We start from the raw sequence: 25256 nt of genomic DNA, 5'->3' as shown, positions 1-25256 counted from the left end.
TATGGTAAAAGAATTAGCAATTCGCACCTGTGGACTTACTAAGCAATTTGAACGGTACATAGCCGTAAATGATGTTCATTTAGAAATCGAAACGGGTGAAGTATACGGACTGATAGGGCCGAATGGTGCGGGTAAAACAACTCTCATTCGGATGTTAGCAACGGCTGAAGAACCAACTACGGGTGAGATATATATTAACGGCGATCGCATGGTACGGGACAAGAGTAACCCGACTATCAAGCGTCGTCTTGGCTACTTACCCGATGACTATCCCCTGTATGAAGATTTAACTGTTTGGGATTACCTTGATTACTTTGCGCGGTTGTATCGTTTGCGCGAACCACGTCGTACTCAGCGTCTACACGAAGTTTTAGAACTCATTCAATTAGGTAATAAACGCAACAGTTTAATTTCTACACTGTCGCGGGGGATGAAACAGCGCCTCAGTTTAGCACGCACTATCATCCATGAGCCAATTTTATTACTCCTAGATGAACCGGTATCGGGACTAGACCCCATCGCCAGAATGCAATTCCGCGAAATTATCAAAGCATTGCAAGAAGCTGGGATGACAATTTTAATTTCGTCCCATGTTCTCAGCGATTTAGCGGAACTGTGTACTTCAATTGGAATTATGGAGTTAGGTTTTTTAGTAGAAAGTGCTTCACTCAAACAACTTTATCAGCGTTTGGCTCGACAACAAATTATGTTGTCAACCTTGGGAAAAATTGATCCTGTAATTAGTGAATTAAAAAATCATCCTTTGGTAGAAGCATGGGAAGTTTTACCTGGGAGTAATAATCTGCGCGTGAATTTTTCTGGTGATCAGAATGCTTGTGCAGAATTATTGCGATCGCTAATTCAAGCTAATATCCCCATCACTGACTTTCACTGCACTCAAGAAGACCTAGAAAGCATTTTCCTCAAGCTTGGTCATAAACAAGCATCCTAAAATATCAAATTCTTAACTTAAAATAATTCTTCCTATGTATCTCAACTTTTTGGATAAAATTGGCGATTGGAATCCTCAGCTTTTAAGAGAACTTAAAGGTCGTCTTAAAGTTTTTAACTTAGTATTTGCCTTCGCTATCTCACTAATCGCTCAGTTAGGATTGTTTATCTATCATCTTAGAGAATATCCTAATAATAAATATCCCATGAATAACTTTTATTGTAATCTGGGCAAGGTTTATCAAAAGCAAATTGACTCAGGTTATAAACTCATAGATCAGACTCAAAAGCAAGTCAATTTTTACAGCACTAAGCAAAACTATGATCTCTCAAAACTACTGGAATCCCAAGATAAATTACAATCCCTCAAAGCACAGCAAAAACAGTTAGAATATACCCTATATCAGCAGCCATGTCCCATTTCCGAAATTAACTTTCAAATGTGGTGGCGTGACCACTGGGAATATATATTTATCACACTCTGCATAGTTTTTATCTACACACTATTAGTTGCTGGGACATATTTACTAGTCAACAATCTTGCTCAAGAAGAAAAGCGCGGTACGCTGAATTTCATCCGCCTCAGTCCCCAGCCAGAAACTAGCATTTTAACTGGCAAAATGCTAGGAGTGCCAATTGTTATTTACTTAGTAATTTTGCTGGCGGTTCCTTTGCATATTTGGTCAGGAATTTCTGCCCAAGTTAACATCAGTTATATTGTTAGCTTTTATATCGTCTTAGCTGCTAGTTGCTTCTTCTTCTACAGCGCCACATTATTATTCAGTTTAATGAGTAATAGATTGAGTGGTTTTCAGCCTTGGTTGGCTAGTGGTGCAGTTTTCATATTTTTGCTAAATGCAATGCAATTTGCATTTAGTAGCGAAGATTTACACACCACAGCAGCTTGGCTGAGGCTACTAACCCCGTTCGATATGCTGAAATATATGTTCCCAAATCTTTTGAAGAACAGCAACCCATCATTGTTAGCAGAAACTCAATTTTTCTACCTACCATTAGGCAAAAATGTTTTCACATTTACAGGGTTACACCTACTCAATTATGGTGTTGGCTGCTATTGGATTTGGCAAGCACTTGGACGGCGGTTTCGTAATCCTAATGCTACCTTACTCAGTAAAGGACAAAGTTACTTATTGGTAGCTGGCTATCAAGTAATTTTTTGGGGATTTACCCTGCAATATACCAAAACTTACTGCCTTGCTTACCGAAATAATGAACCAATAAATTGCTACTATGACTTGAATTATCAAATAGGTCAAAACTTCTTCTGGCTTATATTTCTTAACTTCGTTTTACTAACTTGTTTGTTTATGATTTTGTCTCCTTGTAGACAACAAGTACAAGATTGGGCAAGATATCGTCATCAACAAACATCTAGTAGCGATGCTTTTAGTAATAAATCTGTATGGCGTGATTTAATTTGGCAGGATAAAAGTCCTGTAATAGTTTCAGTTGGGTTGAGTTTAATAATCATAACTATCCCCTTAATAGTATGGATTTTACTCGCTCCAGCTTTGAATATCCATCATTACAATGCTATTGATTGGGTGAATCGAATTGGCAGGCTGAAAGCTATTTTAGGAGTGGCGATGTTCATTGCTATAACGATGATTTATGCCACCATATTACAAAGCATCCTATTGTTAAAAACTTCCAAGCGGGTGTTTTTGTCTAGCATTATTCTAGGGATATTAATGTTTGTGCCACCAATAATTTTGGCTCTATTAGAAATCAGACCTGAAACTAATACTATGTTTTGGTTATTTTCTAATTTTCCTTGGGCTGCTTTGGAATACTCAGCTACAACAACAACTTTTATGTCGCTTTTAGCTGAGTTCACTGTTTTAGCTTTGTTAAATGTAAATTTGGCCAATCAGGTGAAGTTAGTTGGGGAATCTGCAACGAAAGCATTATTAGCCGGACGGTAATTAATCAGCAAGGAACTTATTTGAAAAAGTAGACAAGGGAGACAGGGGAGACAAGGTAGAGGAATATTTGTATAGCATTTATGATTGCTATGTAGGGCTAATCTTTGATTAGGTAAAAAATAACTGGACTTATACAAAGCTTCTTTCCTACTCCCTATTTCCTACTCTTTTCCTACATAAGTACATTCAGAAATCAAACCAGATTCAGATAGATAATTAACTAGTTACTGAGGAGAAATATTCATGATAGAAGCCTTAATAAATTACTTAGGAAACGGGAATCCGCAGTTATTTCGGGAACTTAAAGGACGGCTAAAACCCCGAAATATTTTATTAACATCTGCATTATCATTGCTGGGTCAATTTATCTTATTTATATCCTTTCAAGCCCAGTTACCTACACGCTATGATGCAGTACAAAATCTGACTAATAGATACTGCACTGGTACAACAAAATATGACTTACCTGGATGTCTTGCTGATGGTTTTGGTAATGCGATTATCAATTGGCAATTGTGGTCTTGGGATGTCTTTACTTGGTTAAATATTATTGTGAGCTTTGGTTTATTAGCAGCAGGTAGTTATCTACTAATTAATGACTTAGCTACCGAACAAAGACGCGATACCCTAAATTTTATCCGCCTGAGTCCCCAATCACCACAGAGTATTTTATTGGGAAAAATGCTTGGTGTTCCCGCTTTACTTTATGTGGCTGTAGTATTAGCATTACCTTTGCATTTCTGGATGGGTTTGAATGCCAAAATTCATGTGATGGAAATTATCAGTTTTGATGCAGTAGTCATTGGGGCTAGTTTTTTATACTACAGTGCTGCATTAATATTTGGTTTGGTGGGTTCTTGGTTAGGGGGTTTTCAGCCTTGGTTAGGCAGTGGCGCATTATTAGGATACCTCATATTTACCAAACAAACTTTCACGTCTAATTTCCCTACTAATAATCCAGTTAATTTTTTTGGGCTACTTAACCCATATTTTTTAATGCCATATTTTGACATTGAAATAGACAGAAAATTTAGTTTTGCTATTCCCAATTTCAAATCTTTTTCTTGGTTCATTTTCTCCATAGGAGAAAGTTTTATTACTACGGCTGTCTTTGCAGTAGCAGTTTACTTGATCGGGGCATACTTTTTTTGGCAATCTTTACAGCGTTGCTTTCGTGATCCTAATGTAACTATGTTGAGCAAAAAGCAGAGTTATTTACTAACTGCTGTTTTTAATCTCATCATTTTAGGATGCGCTGATTGGCGAGAGTTAATATTTGATGGCCCATCTAGAAGTTATAGTTATGTACTTCAAGAAAACATCGGACTTTTAATGATTTTGAATTTGGGGCTATTTTTATATTTAATTGCTGCGATTATTCCTGGTCGTCAAACACTGCAAGATTGGGCTAGATACAGACATATTACGCAACCCAAAGAATTAGGTAAAACTAGTTTAACTGATGATTTAATTTGGGGTGAGAAAAGCCCAGGAATTTTAGCGATCGCTATTAATGCTATCATGTCTGTGACTTGCTTAAGCTGCTTTGCTTTGATTTCCCAAGTCAGTATCGAAGATAAAATGAATACTTGGATGGCGCTGCTGTTTGCAGGGAGTTTAGCTGTGATCTATGCAGCCTTAACTCAGTTAATTCTCTTTATGAAAAATGAACAGCGCCAATTATGGGCAGCAGGGGTGTTAATGTCTGTTATTATCATCCACCCAATTTTCTTAGGGATATTCTTGAATAGACCTGACAACTACCCTGTAGTTTGGCTATTTTCCATTGCTGCACCACTCATTGCTTTATCCTCATCAAGAAGCGGAGATGGATTACCATTGGCTTATTTTCTGGCAATCTTAGGACATTTTGCGATCGCAACATTTTTAATATCTCAACTAACACGCAAGTTGAAAAAAGCAGGAGAGTCTGCAACTAAAGCATTGTTAGCAGGAACTGAATCTGCTATTAGCTAAAATAGCTCAGGACTTACGCACAAAAATTGTCTGTGGGGATTGGGTGTAGGGGTGAAATGTAAAAAACCTACACCTGTCAGCTACTCCCCACTCTCTCGCTTACTAATAAAATCCAGCATAATTTTTTGGTGCATTGTCCCCAATGGTCTAACTTCCTCGGCTACGGCTGAGTAACAATTACCACGGCGGATGTCTTCGGCTGTTAACAGTCCCATGTCCCAGCCTTCATTCAGCACTAGTTGATTGATGTCTACCAACAAAGGTGCTTGAAAAACATGGCGGATGACTTTTTCATCGGGATAGCAGCCAAATTCAGCGAATGTTGGTAAGTTATAACCAATTTCTTCGAGAATTTCCCGTTGGACGGCGACGGCTGGTGTTTCACCGGGTTCGATATGTCCGCCAAAAAAAGCCCAGCAACCAGCCGCCGCAATCGTGGGGATATTGTCGCGCAGTTGCATGAGATACTTGTTGTCTTGGTAGAGAATGGCGATCGCTACTTCTGGTAATTGATTAGTCATAAAATTTACACTTAAAATCACTCTTCTGTTATATATACTTCGCCAAAATCTTGCCCAGCGATAGGGATACTTTTGTAGCTAACTTTACCTTTTAATACTACTTGAGTACCTTTTTGCAAATTGCTTTGATTGGTAATTACCCAAATTTTGCCAGTCGAATCATCAATTTGATATGCCCACTGCTTCATCAGTGGGACTTGCTTTTCTACCTTACCTTGAATATACACAGTCGCCTGTGTGTTGGGTTTGGCTTGAATTTCGGCAATTTGAGTCACATTGCTACCAAAAATGAAATTGCTACCTTTGATTTCTGGAAGCCTCCAAGCCGCACAGCCAGAAAGTCCCGCCACTAGGACAAAATAGCAAAGTATACGGTAATAATTTGGCGATTTGTGCATCAGTCTCATAGGGAATGGGTAGTTCTTCTGTTGTACTATTACCTGTTGAGTTTTAGCCGTTCTCTGTTCCCCGGTTGATGGGTTTGGTGAGAGACAAGGTAGACAAGGGCGACAAGGGAGAAATGATTGTAATTTCTCCTCTTCAACCCCCTACACCCTGACACCCTTCTCTACACCCCATTCCCCACTCCCTCCCTCTAAGATTTCATAGTTTTATCCGTCAGATTCGACAAGGGATCTGAGAAGATGAACAAGTATGGTCTTGTGGTAGGAGAGGCGCAACAACAATTAACAGCCAAAAACCTTTCAAACCGTTGACTTCGCTACAGACAATTTACATTTTGGATTTTAGAGGCGAATCTTCTGAGGATTCTCATGGAAACAACAACTGCCAAACTTCTTGATGGTAAAGCCTTAGCAGCAAAAATTCACCAGCAACTTAAAACCCAAATTCACCAATTACAAGCCAAAGTAGGCCGTCCTCCTGGTTTAGCCGTGTTGATGGTTGGTGATAACCCCGCATCAGCAGCTTATGTCCGCAATAAAGAAAAAGCCTGCGCTAAGGTGGGTATTGCTTCTTTTGGTAAGCATTTTCCTCAAGAAACTAGCCAAAAAGAATTAGAGGCGGTTATTGCCGAACTCAATGAAGATAATCGAGTTGATGGAATTTTGGTGCAACTCCCCTTACCTGACCATTTGGATGCAGTCTCTTTGTTACATCAAATACATCCCGATAAAGATGCGGATGGACTGCACCCAGTCAATTTAGGGCGACTAGTACGCGGTGAAAGTGGTTTACGTAGTTGCACTCCTGCGGGAGTCATGCACTTGCTGGCAGAATATAATATTCCTTTGCGGGGAAAAAATGCAGTGGTGATAGGGCGCAGTATTTTAGTAGGAAAGCCAATGGCTTTGATGCTACTAGAAGCAGATGCTACTGTTACCATTGCCCACTCGCGATCGCAAAATCTTACCAGCATCACCAAGAATGCCGATATTATCATCGCCGCCGTTGGTCGTCCAGGACTCATTACCGCCGACATGGTAAAACAGGGTGCGATCGTGGTAGATGTGGGGATGAACCGCGTCACTGATGCCAATGGCAATAGTCGCTTAGTCGGCGATGTCGATTTGGAATCAATTGCAGGTGTGGCAGAATATTTCACCCCAGTTCCTGGCGGTGTCGGCCCTATGACCGTTGCCATATTATTGCAAAATACATTTACCAGCTATTTGCGGACTACAAGCTAGTCAAAAGATATCAGTTATGAATTTTTAACTCCCGATTCATCCTGCATAACTTTTCAGCACCAAAGCCCCGTAAAATTGTGACGTATAAGACAAACAGCCAAAAGCCAAAAATTGAAGGAATTATAAGAATGGTAGCAGCTGATAACCTTCAGAAGATGCCAGAAACAGCAACCTTTAACCTTGTCGCCTATCTCAAAGAGCGCCAAAAGCTTTGTGATACTGCTCTGGATAAATCAATGCCCGTCATATATCCAGAAACAATTTATGAATCAATGCGCTACTCTCTCCTAGCTGGAGGTAAGCGGGTACGTCCCATTCTCTGTCTTGCTACCTGTGAAATGATGGGCGGTACTATCGAAATGGCTATGCCTACAGCTTGTGCCGTCGAAATGATTCACACAATGTCATTAATTCACGATGACCTGCCAGCAATGGACAATGATGATTATCGTCGTGGAATGTTGACCAATCACAAAGTCTATGGCGAAGATATTGCAATTTTGGCAGGCGATGGCTTACTCGCCTTTGCTTTTGAACTAGTTGCCACTAAAACACCAGAGAATGTTCCTAGAGATAAAGTTTTGCAGGTAATTGCTCGCTTAGGCAGAGCCTTGGGCGCAGCAGGCTTAGTGGGTGGGCAAGTGGTAGATTTGGAATCAGAAGGTAAATCTGATATTTCCCTCGAAACCCTCAACTTTATTCACAACCATAAAACTGCGGCCCTTTTGGAAGCTTGCGTTGTTTGTGGTGGTATCTTAGCTGGAGCCGCCGCAGACGACATACAAAGATTAACTCGCTACTCACAAAACATCGGTCTAGCATTCCAAATTATTGATGATATTTTGGATGTCACAGCCACTCAAGAACAATTGGGCAAAACGGCGGGTAAAGACCTCGTAGCCAAGAAAGTTACCTATCCTAGCCTGTGGGGAATTGAGGAATCACGCGCTAAAGCTCAACAGCTAATTGAGTCAGCTTGTGCAGAATTAGAACCTTATGGTAGTCTGGCACAACCACTCAAAGCCATAGCCCACTTTATTGTGAATCGCAATAACTAGGACAAACCAATTGGATTTTAAATTTTGGAGCCGCTATCTTGTGGTGAATCAGCATTACTGGAAGTTAAACCGCTTCTGAGTGAATATTTCACAAAAGAAAGTTAGATTCATAGTCTTAACTAATAGGCTACTCCAAAAACCTCACACAATATTTGGAATTAGAGCAGTCAAAGCATAGATTAAAACTATGTTGCTGTCTGAACATACTGAGAATACTGAGTTTATACTCAGCACTCAGCACTTTGCTATGGTTCCTTTTGAGATTTAGAATTTTGGGTTGCGTCTAAATTTTTACTTACAAAATAATTACGCTAATTTTAACTAACTGAACTAAAACACCATGCAGGACATAGCCGATATATTAAACAACCGGGTGCTGCTGGTAGCCCTGGTAGCCTGTTTCATTGCTCAAGCTTTGAAACTGGTTATCGATGTCGTCAAAAATCAAAAACTGAATGTCCGTGTTTTAGTCACGACTGGCGGTATGCCTAGCGCCCATTCAGCTTTAGTAACAGCCTTAGCCGCAGGTATTGGACAAACTGTCGGTTGGTCATCCCCGGAGTTTGCCTTAGCTACCGTGTTTGCCATCATCGTGATGTACGATGCGGCTGGAGTCCGCCAAGCTGCGGGTAAACAAGCACGAATACTCAATCAAATGATTGCGGAATTATTTGATGAAAAGCACGAGTTTAGCCAAGACCGACTCAAAGAGTTACTGGGACACACACCAGTACAAGTCATCGCTGGTTCAGCTTTGGGAGTCACAATTTACTGGTTAGCCAGGACGGCTTATTAGTCAAGGATCAAAAATCAATAGTTATTCTTTTTCTCCCTTGTCCTCCTTGTCCCCCTTCCCTTCTCCCCTCTCTCCTAACACTACTGCACTTTGACGGCGGAACGCAGTAACACAACTTTGCGACTATCAACGAGGATGGCAAAAAAGCCGCGTTCGTTGAGTTTTTGTAGGGTGTTGTATGCTTGTTGTTGGTTGGTAGTGTGAGTAGCTAACAAATAAGGGCGTTGTCCGTAAGAGGCAAAACCAACATTACCACCGACAACTTGCTGGACGCTATTCGCTAGTTCTGGACGGTTGTAGTAATCTACCAGTACGGCGTAGCCTTGCCCTAATGGTTGGGGGTTATAGCTAACTGTTGGTGTTGTTGCGGCGGCTTGTTGAGCAACTTCAGCAGGCTTGGTTGTGATGATGGCAGATAAACCAACAATATTATTGATGTACCTAGCCCAACGATTTGCATCGTCAATTTTGTTAAAACCACCAATTCGCGTGACTGTATCAGTGAGGTATTGACAGTTAGTAGTGGCAATTTCGTTGGGTAAAGCACTCCGCAATTGCTTTTGATACTCAGGTGTGGGCGTTATTACTAGTAATAAATATTCTCCAGGATTTGGCGGTTGGCAGACAGGCAGTTTTTGTTGCGCGTTAACAGAAATTGTAGTATTGATTAAACCTGCGATCGCAATTACCAATCCACCAGATATAATCTGAACTCTCTGCACAAAGTTGGGACGCATAAGCTGGATTTTTTAAAAAAATTCTATTTTAGTAGTTCGTCAATAGTCAATGGTCATTTGTCCTTGGTCATTTGTAAATTAATGTTGTCTTACAGTCAGACAATCTAACATACTGTATAGCAGGAGACAGGTTACAGGCTACAGGTGACAGAGTTAAAAGTCTTTTGCTGTCTTTGATATTTACTGATTTCCTAAGCAACTTAGCTACTGCCATATCAAAACTAATGACTAATGACCAATGACTATTGACTCTTGCTTAAGAAACACTCGCAAGAGAAGCCAAAGGATCGGGAATTGTTACAGATGGTGCATTAAAATCACCAGTGATTACATACTCCAAGCGCAGTTTCAGCCAGGTGATAAACTGGGGATTTGTCGAAATAATCGCAGCTGCGGGTTTAGGACACTGTGCTTTAACTGCTGCCATTTCTGGCGCTTCTAAAAAGGCTGGTTGCTGTACTAACCAAAAATCAATTTGCTTTTCATTTTCGTGATAATGGCGGGTGCGTTCTTTCAGCACTTCTTCTAAAGGTTCTTCTTGGACTAGAAAGCGTTGGCTGGCTAAAACGTAATAATATGTTTGCATTTTCATCCTTGGGTTACTAACGGTTTAAACAGGGTACAGAATTAACTCTGTACCCTATTTAACTAACTCTTCCGAAATCTTTGGAACCAAGAACTGAAGGGACAACGACTTCCTTTAGTTTCACTATTTGTTTGTTTACCACCGGCTGTCAGTTTTTCTAAAAACAGGGTGTTGTCAAAATAGTGTTCTACGGAAATAATTTTTAAATCATCGGTGACACGAGCTATACTCGTCCCGACAATTTCAACTGTCTCTCCAGTGGGCGCATAACCTTTGTATTCGCCTCTAAAATGTCCCCAGTGTCGCCACTTGAATGCTACATTTGGTGGCCCTGAGTACACTTCCAGCACTTCCCAAGGGAAACCTTGGGGAAATGTTGTGTGGAAGATTTTAGCTGATGATTCAAAGCTTTCTTCGGAAGCTTTGTAATGTTCAGAATCAGCCATGAATAAATTGTAAGTACCTTGGTTGCCTAATTCTGCGGCGGTATATTCAGGGCCGCCATTGGTACTAACGCGAAACTTGTCACTCACAACCGATAACCACTGCTGCGGGTTAGATTTGAATGATACCTCCATCTCGAAGGTTCTTACCAAGTTCTGCACGATCGCCTCTAACGATCCTTCAACATGATTACATACACTTTCTTTGGCAAGATTTTCTTTTGAACGAGAATAATCAGGAGGTGTTTGATAACGCCACTCCGCATCAGTGCTGGCGGCGATAACTTTATCCCTATCCTGTACCCAAAGCGGTAAGTCTTGAGATTGTGTTGAGGTCATAAAAGTCTAAATTGAAAATTTAACCAACAAAGCTGAAGGTTGAAGGATAAAGGCTGAAAATACTTATTTCACACTTCACACTTCATACTTTTTTCTGGATTTCGCAGTTACAACCCCTCTAGTATCAGTTATCAGTGGTCAGTGACCAGTTATCAATAACAAACTGATAACTGATTACTGTTCACTGATTTCCTTGTATGGTTTGTTTCATCTCCCGGACTGCTCTTTCTATCCCGACTAGGGCTGCCCGACTGATGATAGTATGACCGATGTTGAGTTCTTCCATTCCGGGTAGGGCGGCGACTGGATGAACGTTCCAGTACGTGAGTCCATGACCAGCATTGACCCGCAGTCCGGCTTTAATTGCTTGTTCACACCCTGTAGCCAAAATTGCTAGTTCCTTTTGTCGGCTGGTTTCATCATGGGCTTCAGCATACTGGCCAGTGTGCAGTTCAATAAATTTTGCCTGCACCTTGACAGATGCTTCAATTTGTGCAGGTTCAGCGTCGATAAACAAACTGACAGGAATGCCAGCACTCTGCAATTTATCGACAATCTCTCCTATTCTAGCAATTTGCCCAACAATATCGAGTCCGCCTTCGGTGGTGACTTCTTCGCGCTTTTCTGGAACTAGAGTGACATAATCTGGTTTAATGTCAAGCGCGATCGCCAGCATTTCTTCAGTAGCAGCCATCTCCAAATTAAGATGTGTTCTCACTGTTTGCCGCAGTAACCGCACATCTCGGTCTTGAATATGCCGCCTGTCTTCCCGCAAATGTACTGTAATTCCATCTGCACCCCCTAACTCTGCCAGCACAGCCGCCGCCACAGGGTCTGGTTCCACCGTCCGCCGCGCTTGTCGGATGGTAGCGATATGGTCAATGTTAACTCCAAGTGTAGGCAACCCTAGTCTCCCGATTAACAGTCCTCCGAACTTGATTTTAGCGGAAATCGGAGTTGTAAAGTGAGGTAGTGGCTTCCCCGACAGTTAACAGGCTTTGTTCTTATCGCCTCAGACTTTCAGTCTCTTGGGTTTATGATAAATTTGTATTTTTTTGGAAAGCCACATCCACCTGATTCAGCAATGATTCTGGGGTAGAAGAATTATTTAAAACAACATCTGCACGGGATATTTTTTCGGCTAAAGGTAGTTGGCTTTGAATTCTTGCTTGTGCTTGTTCTGGATGAAGATGATTGCGCTGAATTAATCTTTGCAACTGTTGTGTTTCTGAACAACTGACCACCCAAATTTCTGTAACCAAATATGTCATTTTTGCTTCAAACAGCAGTGGAATAACAAACACCAAAGTTTCGGCGGTAGATGTTGCAGTTGCTTGCAGAAAACAGTTAGCCACATAAGGGTGAATCAAATCTTCTATCCATTGGCGTTCTTGTTGATTTTGAAAAATAATTTCGCCTAATTTTTGACGGTTGAGATTACCATCAGGAAGTAAGATTTGTTCACCGTAACGTTGTGCGATCGCCTTTAAAATAGGTGAACCAATAGAGACTGCATCCCTAGCATAAATATCAGCATCAAAAATCGGCAGGTGATAAGCACTGGCTAAATAATTAGCAACAGTGCTTTTACCTGTAGCAATTCCTCCAGTTAAAGCGATGATGCGTTTGGTCATTAGTCAATTGTCATTGGTCATTTGTGATTTTCTCCCTATTCTCTGGGTTGGGGGATGAGGGAGATATGGGAGATATGGGAGACAAGGGAGACAAGGGAGACAAGGGGGACAAGGGAGACAAGGAAGAGTTTAGCACTCATCACTCATTACTCTTTACTCCTTACTCTTTACTCAGCACTCAGCACTCAGCACTTTTTCACCACTTCTTGTAAGGTAAGAATTTACCATTCATGGTGACTTTCACGCGATCGCCTTTGGGGTCTTCGACTTTTTCGATGTCTAAGGTAAAATCAATTGCACTCATAATCCCATCACCGAATTTTTCTTGAATAACTTCTTTGATTGGGAAACCATAAACTTGCATAATTTCGTAGAACCGATAAATTAAGGGATCGGTTGGGACGACAGGGCCTAAACCTTTGGTGGGATAGCTAATTAGTTCCGCAATATCTTCAGAATCAAGCCCTAACACATCAGCTAGTTTTTGTGCTTCTTCTAGAGAAGCTGTTGCTTGACGATAAAACAACGCCGCAATCCAGACTTCATCACGTCCTAAAACTTGTTCTAAATCTGTAAAGGTTAATCCTTTGAGTTTTTTAGCAGCCAGCAGCTTTTGAGTTAATGGGGGAATGGACATAGTACACTCTGATACTAATTTTGGATTTTGAACCAGAGATAGTATACTTTGCCAAGACAGTCTGGATGTTGACCTTAAGGTAACATTTCAACTAATGTACCTTTTTTTACCCATTGATCCAGTTTATCGACATCTTGATTTGATGAACTACTTACTCCTACCAGCTGATTGGTGTGAGCGTCTACATTCACCCCAGCAGAGTTAAATCCCCGCACCATCAAGAAATTCTTGAATTGCTTTGTCTCTGAGACTACACAAAGGAGCCTCTGATTTTGGTTCAGGTTCTTGGACAGCTACCGCACCAACTAATACAGGAGTTTTAGCAGCAATTTGTAGTTGCTGGAGATTTTGGATTTGTTGTTCTAAAGTTTCAATGCGATCGACTAAAGCGCGAATCACTTCCGCTTCTGAGTCTGGTAAGTTGTTGTGTTCCAAAGGTGCAACGCGGACTCCAGAACGATAGACAATCCGTCCAGGAATACCGACCACAGTACAATCAGAAGGCACATCTCTTAGCACAACTGACCCAGCACCAATGCGGACGTTATTACCAATGTGAATATTGCCTAATACCTTTGCGCCAGCACCAACTACAACGTTTTCACCGACTGTAGGATGGCGTTTACCACTTTGTTTACCAGTTCCGCCCAAGGTAACACCTTGATAAATAAGAGCATAATCACCTATAATTGCCGTCTCACCAATCACCACACCCATACCGTGGTCAATAAATACCCCTTGCCCAATAGTTGCACCTGGGTGGATTTCGATACCAGTCAAAAATCGAGAGAGGTGAGAAATGAAGCGGGGAATAAAGGGAAGACCAAAGTGATGTAGCCAGTGAGCCAGTCGGTGAAAAATTAGGGCTTGCAAGCCAGGGTAACAAACCAAAACCTCTAACCAGTTACGGGCGGCTGGGTCACGTTCAAAAATGATGCGGAAATCGGCACGTAGAGTAGATAGCACGCAATAGTACCCTCGAAAAGCAAACGAGCTACCATACCATATTATCTTTTTGAGTGCTTGGTTGATAAAGTGCTGAGTGCTGAGTGTTGAGAGGGTAGACAAGGGAGACAAGGTAGAGGGGGTAGACACGGGAGAAGGGGTAGACACGGTAGAAAGATTGCTCCCTTGTCCCCCTTGTCTCCCTTGTCTCCCTTCTCCCTGCCCCTAGTCCACTCCCACTCACTCCGCCCCAGAATCTCCCCATTCTTTAATAGCGGAAAAGATTGATGAATAATCATCATTAGCAAATGACATTTTCATGGCTGTAGCTAAAATGTGTCGCACAGACTCAATGCTACTGAGGTCTAAACCCAAAGCTTTGGCTTCTGAGATAAATAAGTCTGTATCTTTGAGCAAATGTTTGGTCGGAAAATTGGGGTTTGTGTAGTCTTCCTCTAACATTCTTTGCAGCTTTTTATCAAAAGTCGGTGCATACAAAGAACTTTGGCGTAAAATCTGCATAAAAGATTCAATATTGACACCTTGACGCTGTAAAAAAGCCAGACTGAGAGCAAAGCTGGTTGTTAAAGAAGCGATTAATTGATTGAGAGATAATTTTAAGGCGGCGGCTGTCCCCACAGGGCCAATTAGTAAAGGTTCTGGGCCAAAGTTTTGCAGTAACTGTAAATGCCTTTGGTATTGGTCGGAAGTTGCGCCTACCATGACAATTAATTGCCCGCTTTTGGCTTCGGGAATGCTGCCTAATACGGGTGCTTCTATATATTCACCACCACCGCCAATTATGGTATCTCGAATTTCTTGGCTTTCGGTGGGTGTAATTGTCCCCATTTGAATAATTGTGCGTCCTTCTAGGGTACGCCAAGCTGTATCTGAAAGTAAGACTTGATAAATAGCTGCGGCGTTAGTCAGCATTAAAATAATGCAATCAGCAGCACGAATGGCCTGACGGGGTTGTGTGACGATTTCTGCGCCGGCTGCTTGTAATGGTGCTAATTTTTCTGGGGTGCGATTGTAGGCAACTACGTGTATATTGGCTGCTAACAACCTTTGAGCCATTGGTTGTCCCATCAGTCCAGTTCCCAGAAATGCCACCTTCATTGTTCACGTTCCTTTGATAAAGCTGAGGCGATGTCTATGACAGAAATCGCGTTTTCATCTTTTGATTGTAATTGGCTGGCGATTTGTAATTTGAGACTTAAGATGCCATCCTAAATCTCAAATTCACCCGATGCGGCTGAGTCAATAGGGAGTAGGGAGTGGGGAGTAGAAAATGATAACTCAGCACTCAGCACTTTAAATTCAACCGCCAGCAGCAAAAGTCGCCATAATGACAACAGATAGTAAGATACCGGGTGTAAGTAGCATTACTAGCATCAACAAGTCGTGAGTATTCATAGGTTTTTGTTGCTTTTTTAAATACAGGATTTCGCAGTAATCAATAGTAATGCTAGTCCATATAACAGTGATGCTGCCGACTTACAGAGAGTTTTAATTTTTTCCCTTACTTTTACTTTGGCACAATTAATCCTTTCAGGGGTTGAGAAATTTCCAAATTTTGAAGTCCTTTACTTTGGATGAGGACTCCAAAGCCTCCTAACCCGGTGGGATCAATAAGTTTGTGGAGTGACTCGCGTCGTTGTAATAACTGAGCGATCGCTATATCTTGATGAGAAAGTGAGGCTATTGAGTCTCCCAAACCCAACGCCATCAAAAATAAACCTTGTTGGGTAAAGCCAATTTTGGTTAAACCACATTGCTCTCCCCACAGTTCCAAGGCGGTAAAGTCAACATGGGCGGTGATATCTTGTTGCCCAAGATTAATATAGGGGTTGTTATGGTAGCGATGCTGGTAGTAGCACTGGAGGGTTCCTTGCGATCGCCTGGGGTTATAGTAGCGATGGGCAGGATAGCCATAATCAACTGTTACCACATAACCGCGTTGCAAGCGGTCTGCTACTATACTCAACCAGTCTAAAGCCGCTAAATTAATTTCACTGCGGTAGCCATCGGGGTAGACTTTTGCAGTTAAATCAATACCTATCAACTCAAAATATTTTGTCAACTGCGGTGTAGAAGTTTCCCCAATGATTTCTTGAAACTCCCCTTCTAACAGCAGATAATTTTCATTTTGCTCTACATCAGAGGGTAAGGTGACATAAATTTCTCGCAATTCCCCAGTTTGTAAAATGAATTGATGCACTGAAAAAGCATCGACTAGTTCGTTAGAAAAAAAGCAGCCAGTTATAGAGTTGCTAGGTATATCTACTAAATTACACCACCGCACAGGGTAATTTTGTAAACGTTGCTGTTGTTCCTGCTGCAATTCGGGAGATTTTTCGACAATCACATAATCTAATGCTGGTAAAAAATCAGGATAATGCCGTTGATAATAGTTGAAGATATGTAACGCCAACAGTCCTTGACCTGCTCCCATTTCTACCAAAGAATAAGGTCTAGGTTGTCCTAAAATTTCCCACATTTGCAAAAATTGTTCTGCTAGTAACTCGCCAAAATCAGCGCCAAGACTAACAGATGTGAAAAAATCACCGCCTTTAAACCCAATGTTGACGGCTTTACTGGCATAGTAGCCATGTTCAGGGTGATATAACACCATATCCATGTATTCGGCAAAGGTAATTCGCTTTTGCGGATTATTAGCAATGCGATCGCTGATGGCCGCACACAACGCTGGGTTAGAATTCATAAACAAGTTAGATCAGTGGGTTTCAGATCCCCGACTTCATTAATAAGTCTGGTATCTTCTTATTTACAATAGATATTTTCCTTATGGCTTTTCCTTAATTGTTACTAATCCATGTATCCCTAGTGCTGTGATCACACCTCCCAACAGTCCCCATGTACCATCGGCGAATACGTTGATGCGATGAATAAAAGCCCGATGGTAAGCGTATTCTAATTGTCTATCATTGACTTTATTTTCTTCTACTAGTTTCTGCACATAATTTTCAGCTTTGCCTAGTGCAGCATAGTCTAAGTTAAACCAATAAAGTGATATTCCTACTACCGCCAAGCCAGGAAAAACCAAGGTAATTAACAAAATTGCTATGCGTGATTTCATAAAACTTTCGGAAAACTAACTATGATCACCACCTTTAACTTTAGTGCGATCGCCACTGTGGGACAAAATTAGTCATCTTATCTTGAGCAAAACACCAGAATTTTGGGAATACTCATAGTGTTTCGCAGCATTGGCTTGGTTAGGCTCACGCTATGAGAGCATTAAAAATCATTTTTCTGGGATTTGCTTATGTTTTATGTGTTGGGTTGGTATTAATTTCCCTATCGGCGGGATATGCAGCAACATCAGACTCCGTGGATACCTTGCGACAACAGCAAGAACAAATTAATCAAGAACGCCAGAATGTGATTCAGGAACGCGATCGCTTGACAAATTTACATAATGCTGCAAAAAACCGATTAACAGGTATCAATCAAAATATCAATACCACAAATAATCAAATTCAAGATAGTGAATCGCGGTTAGCCCAAGCAACTCAACGCCTGCAAAAGCTAGAAGCTGATTTAGCCGTGGCGCAACGTAACTACGAAGAACGACAAATCGCCACAGTCGCTAGGTTGCGTTATCTCCAGCGATCGCACGCTAGTCAAGGCTGGGCAGTTTTAATGCAAAGCCAAAATATCAGTGACTTTATCAGCCGTCGTCATCAATTAAAGTTAGTCTATCAAGCAGATCAGAAAATTTTAGCTAAACTCAATGTCCAAGCACTACAAATTAATCAGCAAAAAACTGATGTAGAACAACAAAAAAATGAAATTGCCTTAATTCGTCAGCAATTACTCTTACAAAAAGCCGATTATCAAGCTCAAGCGCAGTCACAAGCAGAATTACTTCAACGGTTAAATAGCGATCGCCTCGCTCTAGAAGCAGCCGAAAATCAATTAGCAAAAGACTCCCAAAATTTAGAAAACTTAATTCAAGAAAAAGTCGCCGCCTTAGAAGGACGCAGCAAAACCAACAGCCGCAATAGTGTGATCATTCGCGGTACAGGTGTGTTTGCCTATCCCAGCAATGCACCTACTAGCAGTCCCTTTGGCTGGCGGATACACCCAATTCTCGGCTATCGTCGCTTTCATGCAGGTTTGGATTTTGCGGCTAGTTATGGTAGTACAATTCGCGCCGCCGATTCTGGAACTGTCATTTTTGCCGGATGGTATGGTGGCTATGGTAGAGCCGTAATTATTGACCACGGTAACGGATTGACTACACTCTACGGACATAGTAGCGAATTGTTTGTTTCGGAAGGACAGGGAGTACAGCGCGGACAAGCGATCGCGGCTGTTGGTTCCACAGGCTTTTCTACCGGGCCACACCTGCATTTTGAGGTGCGTCGCCGTGGTACACCCATCAATCCGGCTGATTTTCTTTAATGGTCTACAAACTTGATCACAACTATGCTATAATCCAGAAGACTAAGGGCGCGTGGCTCAGTGGATAGAGCAACAGATTCCGGTTCTGTGGGTCGGGGGTTCAAATCCCTCCGCGCTCGTTGTGTACATTAACTAATTATTTTTCCGAGTTGAAGAATTGTAGATCATAACTACACCTCTGCTTCTGTTCGCTGAACGACTTGTACCGATCAAATTCGAGGCGCTACTTACATATCTGTATCATTTTTCCAGTCAAATGGTACAAAGTCAGACATATTCACTTTTGCAATCAAGTAAATAATACCAATTTAAGAAAAGAATGCGACAGATAGAAATTAGGAAAGTCTTACTGGAGCTATATTTCTTAATTGCGATTAGCGCAGCGTTAGCGAGCCTGCGATAGCGAAGCGTTAGCGAGGAACGAGCGTCGCGTCATTGCGAATTGCGAATTGCGAATTGGTAGAATTTTTCTAAACTCAGATTCCGCAGATATTAAATCCGCCTTAATATCTGCGGAATCTAGCTTTTATCTATCGAGAGTGATTCAAGAAAGTTATTGCAAATTCTGAATTCTAACTCCTGAATTCTGTTGTAAATGTTCAACAGCCCAGTCGTGCATTGCATAAAGGATCGGTTTCAGACTTTCCCCCAAAGTTGTGAGTGAATATTCTACTTTGGGAGGGATTTCAGCATAAACTTGTCGATGTACTATCCCATCTTCTTCCATTTCTCTGAGTTGCTGAGTCAACATTTTTTGTGTGATTCCCGGTAAACTGCGTTGCAATTCACCAAACCGTTTGACACCAGTTATTAATTCTCGAATAATTAAAACCTTCCAGCGTCCACCAATTACTTTGAGGGTAGCTTCCACCTCACAAGTTAACCTGCGATCGCTTTCTGCTTCTGCTTTCATAGTAACTTTATTAGTGGAGGTGAAGAATACTCAATCACTATAATATTTCATCGTGATCTGTTCTAAAGAAGCGACAGGAAAAATCAATCCGGTTTTTTTTGTCGGAGGATTCAACGTTTTGAATACCCTATCCCAAAATCCTTGAATTCCATAGTTCCTCTTGAAACAAGTATGGTGAAGATCATGAAAATCTGATGGTACGAAAAATATGGATAAAGAACTATGTCCCTCTAAATTATAAGCATTGCCGATAATAGTCCAGGCAAGTAGTTGAGTAATATCATACCCAAAAATAAAGATAGGTAAAAGGTCTGTAATAGTAACAATTATATATTCAGTCAAACTTTTATGCCCAGCTACAAAACTTGAGGAATCAGCAAACTCATGGTGTTTAAGATGGATTTTCTGGAAAAATTTTCTGTGAAGTAGCCAATGAGAAACGTAAAAGCAGAAATCAGCTGCAATTATTCTCATCAAAAACCATCCAAAGTTTAAGAGCCAGCTATTCCCTCTAGTCACCTCTGGCGCTAGATAAAGGATAATTAATGCTGCTATAAAACTCCTAAGTTCTCCAATAATTATACCTTTTGCTGTAAAGACAGGAAATGATTGTTTTTTGACTTTCTTCGCTCTGACAGTCAAATGATCTCTCAAACTACCATTCTGTTTAATGACTTTTTCGATAAAAAAACCAATACTATAAAACGAGACAGAAGCAGTCATCCAGTATAACAGTACCTGGGTGATAAAGTTAAGTTCAATATTGTGTAATAACCAATAAAACATTTGCTGAATAATTGTGCAGCTAATAGCAATTTTTAGGTAGAATTCGACCTCAAAACAGAAATCAAAAAATTTTTTCATCCCTGTATCCTATTGAATGTGATACAAATTTTGTATACAAGCTATGATATGTTCGCCTCTATAATTTAGGGATTATATGCTCAAAGCAACGATTTATACAGGGATTCTTTGAAATAATTTTACATTTCGTCAATTGGCATCATAAACTTGCTAAATTATCCACGCAGCTGCAAAAAAATCACGTTCGCACAGCATAGCGTAACGGTAAGTTGAATGAACCAAAGCATGATTTGTGGCGTAGTTATCCACTAAACTTTCTAATTGCTGAGTTAGTGGTTGAAAATCTGCACTGCTGTAAGTCCGAATCCAATCTGCATATTGATGATGGGGAATACCATGACAAGCTAACTGTTCCCCCAAAAAAGCATATAAACGCATACAAGGTGACATCGCCGCCGCCGTTATCCCAACGTCACTACTCCAAGCTGTAGCCAACAAAAAATCTGTGTAACGGCGGGTAGCAGCGCCTGGTTCTACAGAGTGTAAATTAACTCCCCACTTGGCTGCATAGCTTTGATGTAGTTTTAACTCGGCTAAAACTCCACCGACTAAATTGTGAAATATATTAAAACCTTTCCAGTCTGGTGCTTTAGCTGCGGCGATGCTGTAAGCACGGGCGAAAGCTTCTAAGAAAAAAGCATCTTGTCCCACATAGTAAGCAAATTTAGACCCTTCAAGTGTACCATCAGCGATACCTTGTACAAAAGGATGCTCTAGACAAGCTTGCCCTAAATCTTGATTTGCCACCCATAATTCATGAGATAAAGTCATTGGTCATTTTCCAGCCTACACCCTTACACCCAGTTACCACAGAAAATCTTTGTGAGTAAGTCCATATAGTAAAAGAGGCAGATATATCTTTTGCCTCCGGTTAGACTGCTTAAAGCAGTTCAGTAATATTTCCAAAACTGATTTTGACACGTATGTATGTAATTTGCAATGCTTATGCAACACTGGGTTAAATTTCATCACAGGTTACAGGTGATGGATGATCTGTGGATGACCTAAATTACAACACTTTTACCAAAAGATTTGCTTTGTAAACAAACCTAGGAGAGACATAATTAATACTATGCCTCTCCTAGTTTCAGAGTATTGATGTCCCTCACACTAGCGGTTCGGAACTCTGGAAGATTTGGACAAACTTTAGTCAAACCGAACTCTGTGTAGCTTGTTTTTTAGTCGCTCTACTACCAACCAGCACTAGCTGTGTCTCTGGACAAGCTGTTGTGCTTTGACGCTCTGTTAATTACAGTTGCGAGTAATCTTTGATTTGCAAAGTCAGGACTTGTGGACAATTAAAAATTAAAAACCACAAATTGGATTTTTAATTTTTAATTTCTCCATTGCTAGTCTTAATTTGTGGTTTGCGCTGCTAACATCTGCTTCAGCTTTTCTAGTTCAGATGCCCAACGGGGATCTGGACGAATTGCATCTGAGTCTGTTGTGCTAGTAGTTTCACGTCCACCACCGCCGCGTTTAGACTTCTTAGAACCTTTGTCACGACGATTGCTTTCTTTGTTGCTGCTAGGAGTGGGGTTGCTGGCAGCTTTTGGCGCTGGTTCTTCGCCTTCATCACCTTTGGTACGGGGCAATGCTTTTTCTAGCTTAATGGGGGTATCTTTGAACAACTGACCATTATATTTTTCAATAATTTGATCAGCTTGTTCGTCATTGTTGACGGTTAAGAAACCAAAACCACGACATTTACCAGTTTTCCGGTCTTTGATTAATTTCGTGGTGACAGCATCACCCTCGGCGGCAAAAACCGCTTGTAAGTCTTGGCGATCTATTTCTTCTTTTGGCAAATTGCCTATGTATAGGCGAACGGACATGAACTATACCTCCAGAGTTTAATGAACGAAGCAAGGCAAGAGAACAATCACTTGGTTTTGGCTGTTAATTAAATAGATGCTTTTGATTAAATTTGCCATCAACCAATTTTTTTTACTCCAAACTGTCAACTTATACAATACAGTTTTTCGTTTGGATAAAGCTTGTATATTACGAAAGCGCATACAACGCTCAGTTAATACCACCTTAATTCTAAAATTTGTAAATTTATTAGCCTACTGTCTGCCACAGTAAACATTTTTTTTGATGTCCTTGCCCGCAGAATTCAACACCATTCCTTACATTATCACGGTATCTTCTACGTAGCTAGTTCAGAACACACATTTCCGATTATATTGCGAATCGATAGTAACATAAAATACATTTTTTTCTCAAGGGCGAATATCAGAAACAAAAACCAGCCAATGGCTGGTCTAGCTGCTGCTGTGTTGGGAGGATAAAAGAGGCATTGGCGCAAGCATCTAACAACAATTACTTAGGCGGAATGCTAAGTTATGTTGGTTGTTAAATATATTGTTAATAAATGTAACACTTGTAAAGAAATGTTGCAAGTTTTGTCATTAGTCATTTGTGATTTTTCCCGACTCCCAACTCCCTCAATTTTGACTAGCCCATGAGAAAAATATAAGCACCCCAAGCTTGGGCGGCTACGGCTAAGATGGTAGACCAAATGGGATGAGGGCTATGAATAGTGGTTCCTGTTTGAGTTTGGACGGTGTGGATATCCAGCCAAGGTGTTGCGCCGCGTCTGAACCAGCCTGTGACGGTAATTTGTCTACCAATCAAATCTTGCAGTTGGGTTTTCTGCCCCAAGCATAGCCAAGGAACGTGGTGTAACTTCACTAAACCTGTGCTGGATTGTAAGATTAAGTCTTGGGCAAGAGCGTTGGCTGTACCGGGACGACCTAGTAATTTGCCAGCCAGACAGACACTAGTGCTATCAATGGGGATGGCAGATGGATTGGCTAATAAGTTCGGTAAACTTTGATCAGTTTGCCCTGTTGCAGTTTTGAGATTCGGGAAAAAACTATTCATCCGAATGACCAAGCCAATGCTAAAACCAATCAGTAAGCAACCACTGACAAAGTTCCAATCTTCATAAATCCATTTCAAGTTTAAAAATTTCAGGCTAAAAGCTGTTTGCCAACTCATCCAAATCAAACCCGCAAAGCCAAAACCTACGGGAATGCCTAAAAAGGGAGAGATTTGCAGTAAGAATGATTGGCGTGTAGTTTTAATAAATTGTTCGGTGCTGAGATGTAGTTCGGTTTCTATGTGCCAGTGACGGGCAATTTGACACAGCCATTGAATGCGCTGACCGATGGGTGGATGGCTATTATTAATGGCTAACCAGTGACGATAGGGATTGAGATAATCCCAGAACAAGGCTGATTCAAAGGGGATATGGCCAGCAATGCTACCCAAAGTTAAACTTTGTTGATAGCTAACAGGCATGAGCAGATTCAAACTTTCGAGCTGACAATTGGTGTGTTGTACTTGTTGAATGTCATGTGCAGTACCGATCGCAATTTTTAAGAAAGCCCGAATTAAGGCGTTAGGATTACCAGTGATTTCGGCTGCGAGGCGATCGCTATAATAATGACGTGAGCGTGACAACCATAAAGCTGTCCCAGTCAATAAACACCAGATTCCATAAGTCAGACTGGAAAATATATTAAACGGCCACTGCCAAAAACCAGGAGGAACATTGTTTCCCCACTGAGATATTAGCTGATATAAACGATAAATCGGCAAAGTCACCAGCAATACCAATGACATCACTAAATAATCACCGTGGGCAATGTGTCCCAATTGAGTAGCATAAATCACGGCAATTTCATCATCTGCCAGTTGATTTAATAGCCCTTGACTGACGACAATTCGGGCATTACGGGGCAGATTGCCATAAGTGAAAGCAATGGGTGTATTGATGGGGATAATTCGCAGATGGGGTAATTGCCAACGTTTTTGCTGACAGTAACGTTGCAGAACTCTGGCTGTTTCTCGGCTGCGGCTGTGTAAGATATCTTTGGATAGGGGTTGCTGACTACAAAATCGCCCTAGTAACCAATCAAGTAACCAAGGGGAAACCGCACTGGCGATCATCAAAATGCCAATTACTACTAGCTTGGGGTCGCGGTAGAAAAACTGCAATGGTTCCAAATACGGCAACTTGTCTAAAATTAAATTTACCGAGACCATTGCTGACTTGAAAAAGAAGTCTATCACCCAAAACAAAGCCACAAGACTTCCCAGGGCTTTTAAGCGTAAGGGCAGTAATTTCGGTTTACGTAGAGGTTGCCAGACTTTGGCGCGTTTTGCTTGTCGCCAGTAAATATTTAATCGCTGAGTTGGTGTATATTCAGCCGATTCTATAAATTGATTTTGTGATCCGACAGGTGTTTCGATAAAAGTATTTTGATAATTCCCTGATTGTGCGGTTTTTTCCAGCACAGGCTGTTGGACTCGTCTGGATGACACCGCCGATGAATTGCCGGAGTTTGTTGGTTGTTTTGATGTTTGTGAAGATACTTTTTTTGTTTTTTTACGTTTTGTTAAATGTGTCAGAGCGCGTTCAGCCCACTCTTGAACTTGGGGATTTTGGCTATCTCTGAGAGTTTGACACAAAGCGATCGCCTTGCGGGCTTCACCAGTCCGGGCATAAGCCATAACTAACCCCACACGAGCTTGTAAGCTAGTAGTGCTATTGCCTTTACTACTAGCCACAGGTTCGAGTTGAGCGATCGCTGTTTGGTAATCTCCCTGCTTGAGGGCAGTTAAACCAGCCTCCAAAGATGATTCAGCGCGTGAAGGCATAGAATTTCTGGCACTCCAATCTCTGCTAACTGACAGAATAAGGTAAAAGGAAAAAGGCAAAAGGCAAAAGAAAGAAGAACAAAATTGCTCGCTAGTCACTAGACTGCTGCGCTTGAGATATGTGAATTATCTTTTTACTTTTCACTTTTGACTTTGAA

24 protein-coding genes and 1 tRNA gene are annotated in these 25256 nt (G+C 41.2%); 8 read left to right on the top strand and 17 right to left on the bottom strand.

Features of this window, described 5'->3' with window-relative positions; translation table 11 throughout:
• Position 1: 1 nt before the first annotated feature.
• The 3 genes from H6G28_RS22295 to H6G28_RS22285 all read left to right on the top strand — a co-directional run bounded on the left by H6G28_RS22295 (position 2) and on the right by H6G28_RS22285 (position 4874).
• Positions 2 to 952, top strand: coding sequence for an ABC transporter ATP-binding protein (locus H6G28_RS22295; protein ID WP_190674240.1), 951 nt, complete (start codon positions 2 to 4; stop codon positions 950 to 952).
• Positions 953 to 986: 34 nt separating this feature from the next.
• Positions 987 to 2897, top strand: coding sequence for an ABC transporter permease subunit (locus tag H6G28_RS22290; RefSeq protein ID WP_190674237.1), 1911 nt, complete (start codon positions 987 to 989; stop codon positions 2895 to 2897).
• 243 nt (positions 2898 to 3140) lie between these two features.
• Positions 3141 to 4874, top strand: a complete 1734-nt coding sequence (locus H6G28_RS22285; RefSeq protein WP_190674234.1) for a hypothetical protein — start codon at positions 3141 to 3143, stop codon at positions 4872 to 4874.
• Between the two features lie 80 nt (positions 4875 to 4954).
• Here the strand turns inward: H6G28_RS22285 and H6G28_RS22280 are convergent, their stop codons facing one another.
• A complete protein-coding gene (locus H6G28_RS22280; protein WP_190674231.1) occupies positions 4955 to 5395 on the bottom strand; it encodes an NUDIX hydrolase in 441 nt (146 codons plus the stop codon).
• A 17-nt stretch (positions 5396 to 5412) separates the two neighbouring features.
• Positions 5413 to 5793, bottom strand: coding sequence for a hypothetical protein (locus tag H6G28_RS22275; protein ID WP_190591794.1), 381 nt, complete (start codon positions 5791 to 5793; stop codon positions 5413 to 5415).
• A 375-nt stretch (positions 5794 to 6168) separates the two neighbouring features.
• Here H6G28_RS22275 and folD point away from each other — a divergent pair, with 375 nt between their 5' ends.
• The 3 genes from folD (at position 6169) to H6G28_RS22260 (ending at position 8898) form a co-directional block, all read left to right on the top strand.
• Complete coding sequence (folD, locus tag H6G28_RS22270; RefSeq protein ID WP_190674228.1) at positions 6169 to 7044, top strand: bifunctional methylenetetrahydrofolate dehydrogenase/methenyltetrahydrofolate cyclohydrolase FolD; 876 nt, start codon at positions 6169 to 6171, stop codon at positions 7042 to 7044.
• Positions 7045 to 7172: 128 nt separating this feature from the next.
• Positions 7173 to 8102 carry a geranylgeranyl diphosphate synthase CrtE gene (gene crtE / locus H6G28_RS22265; RefSeq protein WP_190591796.1) on the top strand — a complete coding sequence of 310 codons (930 nt, stop codon included), beginning with the start codon at positions 7173 to 7175 and terminating at the stop codon, positions 8100 to 8102.
• Positions 8103 to 8442: 340 nt separating this feature from the next.
• The gene (locus H6G28_RS22260; RefSeq protein ID WP_190591797.1) at positions 8443 to 8898 is read left to right on the top strand and encodes a divergent PAP2 family protein; all 456 of its coding nucleotides are present in this window, start codon (positions 8443 to 8445) and stop codon (positions 8896 to 8898) included.
• Between the two features lie 80 nt (positions 8899 to 8978).
• On the opposite strand, the gene H6G28_RS22255 is transcribed toward H6G28_RS22260, so the two are convergent.
• The 10 genes from H6G28_RS22255 to H6G28_RS22210 form a co-directional block, all read right to left on the bottom strand.
• Complete coding sequence (locus tag H6G28_RS22255; protein ID WP_190674225.1) at positions 8979 to 9635, bottom strand: hypothetical protein; 657 nt, start codon at positions 9633 to 9635, stop codon at positions 8979 to 8981.
• Positions 9636 to 9891: 256 nt separating this feature from the next.
• Positions 9892 to 10221: an MgPME-cyclase complex family protein gene (locus tag H6G28_RS22250; protein WP_190591799.1), complete on the bottom strand. Its 330-nt coding sequence runs from the start codon at positions 10219 to 10221 to the stop codon at positions 9892 to 9894.
• A gap of 62 nt (positions 10222 to 10283) precedes the next feature.
• Complete coding sequence (locus tag H6G28_RS22245) at positions 10284 to 11003, bottom strand: ester cyclase (protein WP_190591800.1); 720 nt, start codon at positions 11001 to 11003, stop codon at positions 10284 to 10286.
• Between the two features lie 181 nt (positions 11004 to 11184).
• Positions 11185 to 11907 (bottom strand): pyridoxine 5'-phosphate synthase, encoded by a 723-nt coding sequence (locus tag H6G28_RS22240; RefSeq protein WP_190674222.1) that lies wholly within the window; start codon positions 11905 to 11907, stop codon positions 11185 to 11187.
• A gap of 130 nt (positions 11908 to 12037) precedes the next feature.
• On the bottom strand, positions 12038 to 12637 hold the full coding sequence (gene coaE, locus H6G28_RS22235; RefSeq protein ID WP_190674221.1) for a dephospho-CoA kinase: 600 nt from the start codon (positions 12635 to 12637) through the stop codon (positions 12038 to 12040).
• Positions 12638 to 12833: 196 nt separating this feature from the next.
• Positions 12834 to 13274, bottom strand: a complete 441-nt coding sequence (gene cynS, locus H6G28_RS22230) for a cyanase (RefSeq protein WP_190591803.1) — start codon at positions 13272 to 13274, stop codon at positions 12834 to 12836.
• Positions 13275 to 13475: 201 nt separating this feature from the next.
• Complete coding sequence (cysE, locus tag H6G28_RS22225; protein ID WP_190591880.1) at positions 13476 to 14240, bottom strand: serine O-acetyltransferase; 765 nt, start codon at positions 14238 to 14240, stop codon at positions 13476 to 13478.
• 219 nt (positions 14241 to 14459) lie between these two features.
• The gene (locus H6G28_RS22220) at positions 14460 to 15338 is read right to left on the bottom strand and encodes an NAD(P)-dependent oxidoreductase (protein WP_190591805.1); all 879 of its coding nucleotides are present in this window, start codon (positions 15336 to 15338) and stop codon (positions 14460 to 14462) included.
• A 409-nt stretch (positions 15339 to 15747) separates the two neighbouring features.
• The gene (locus H6G28_RS22215; RefSeq protein WP_190674219.1) at positions 15748 to 16944 is read right to left on the bottom strand and encodes a class I SAM-dependent methyltransferase; all 1197 of its coding nucleotides are present in this window, start codon (positions 16942 to 16944) and stop codon (positions 15748 to 15750) included.
• 81 nt (positions 16945 to 17025) lie between these two features.
• On the bottom strand, positions 17026 to 17319 hold the full coding sequence (locus H6G28_RS22210; protein WP_190591807.1) for a hypothetical protein: 294 nt from the start codon (positions 17317 to 17319) through the stop codon (positions 17026 to 17028).
• Between the two features lie 152 nt (positions 17320 to 17471).
• On the opposite strand from H6G28_RS22210, the gene H6G28_RS22205 reads away from it, so the two are divergent.
• Positions 17472 to 18650: a murein hydrolase activator EnvC family protein gene (locus H6G28_RS22205; RefSeq protein WP_190591808.1), complete on the top strand. Its 1179-nt coding sequence runs from the start codon at positions 17472 to 17474 to the stop codon at positions 18648 to 18650.
• Positions 18651 to 18696: 46 nt separating this feature from the next.
• Positions 18697 to 18769: transfer RNA gene (locus H6G28_RS22200), tRNA-Arg, on the top strand.
• Positions 18770 to 19203: 434 nt separating this feature from the next.
• Here H6G28_RS22200 and H6G28_RS22195 read toward each other — a convergent pair.
• The 5 genes from H6G28_RS22195 to H6G28_RS22175 form a co-directional block, all read right to left on the bottom strand.
• A complete protein-coding gene (locus H6G28_RS22195) occupies positions 19204 to 19563 on the bottom strand; it encodes a winged helix-turn-helix transcriptional regulator (protein WP_190591809.1) in 360 nt (119 codons plus the stop codon).
• Between the two features lie 30 nt (positions 19564 to 19593).
• A complete protein-coding gene (locus tag H6G28_RS22190) occupies positions 19594 to 20427 on the bottom strand; it encodes a sterol desaturase family protein (protein ID WP_190591810.1) in 834 nt (277 codons plus the stop codon).
• A 150-nt stretch (positions 20428 to 20577) separates the two neighbouring features.
• Positions 20578 to 21198, bottom strand: a complete 621-nt coding sequence (locus H6G28_RS22185) for a TenA family protein (RefSeq protein ID WP_190674217.1) — start codon at positions 21196 to 21198, stop codon at positions 20578 to 20580.
• A gap of 584 nt (positions 21199 to 21782) precedes the next feature.
• On the bottom strand, positions 21783 to 22262 hold the full coding sequence (locus H6G28_RS22180; protein ID WP_190591812.1) for an RNA recognition motif domain-containing protein: 480 nt from the start codon (positions 22260 to 22262) through the stop codon (positions 21783 to 21785).
• Between the two features lie 625 nt (positions 22263 to 22887).
• Positions 22888 to 25098, bottom strand: coding sequence for a M48 family metallopeptidase (locus H6G28_RS22175; protein ID WP_190674214.1), 2211 nt, complete (start codon positions 25096 to 25098; stop codon positions 22888 to 22890).
• Between the last annotated feature and the right edge of the window lie 158 nt (positions 25099 to 25256).

Source organism: Nostoc sp. FACHB-190 (assembly GCF_014696905.1).
In the GTDB taxonomy this organism is placed as follows: Bacteria; Cyanobacteriota; Cyanobacteriia; order Cyanobacteriales; family Nostocaceae; genus Nostoc_B.
The sequence above is the reverse complement of the archived record's forward strand: the minus strand, read 5'-3'. Positions and strand labels throughout refer to the sequence as shown.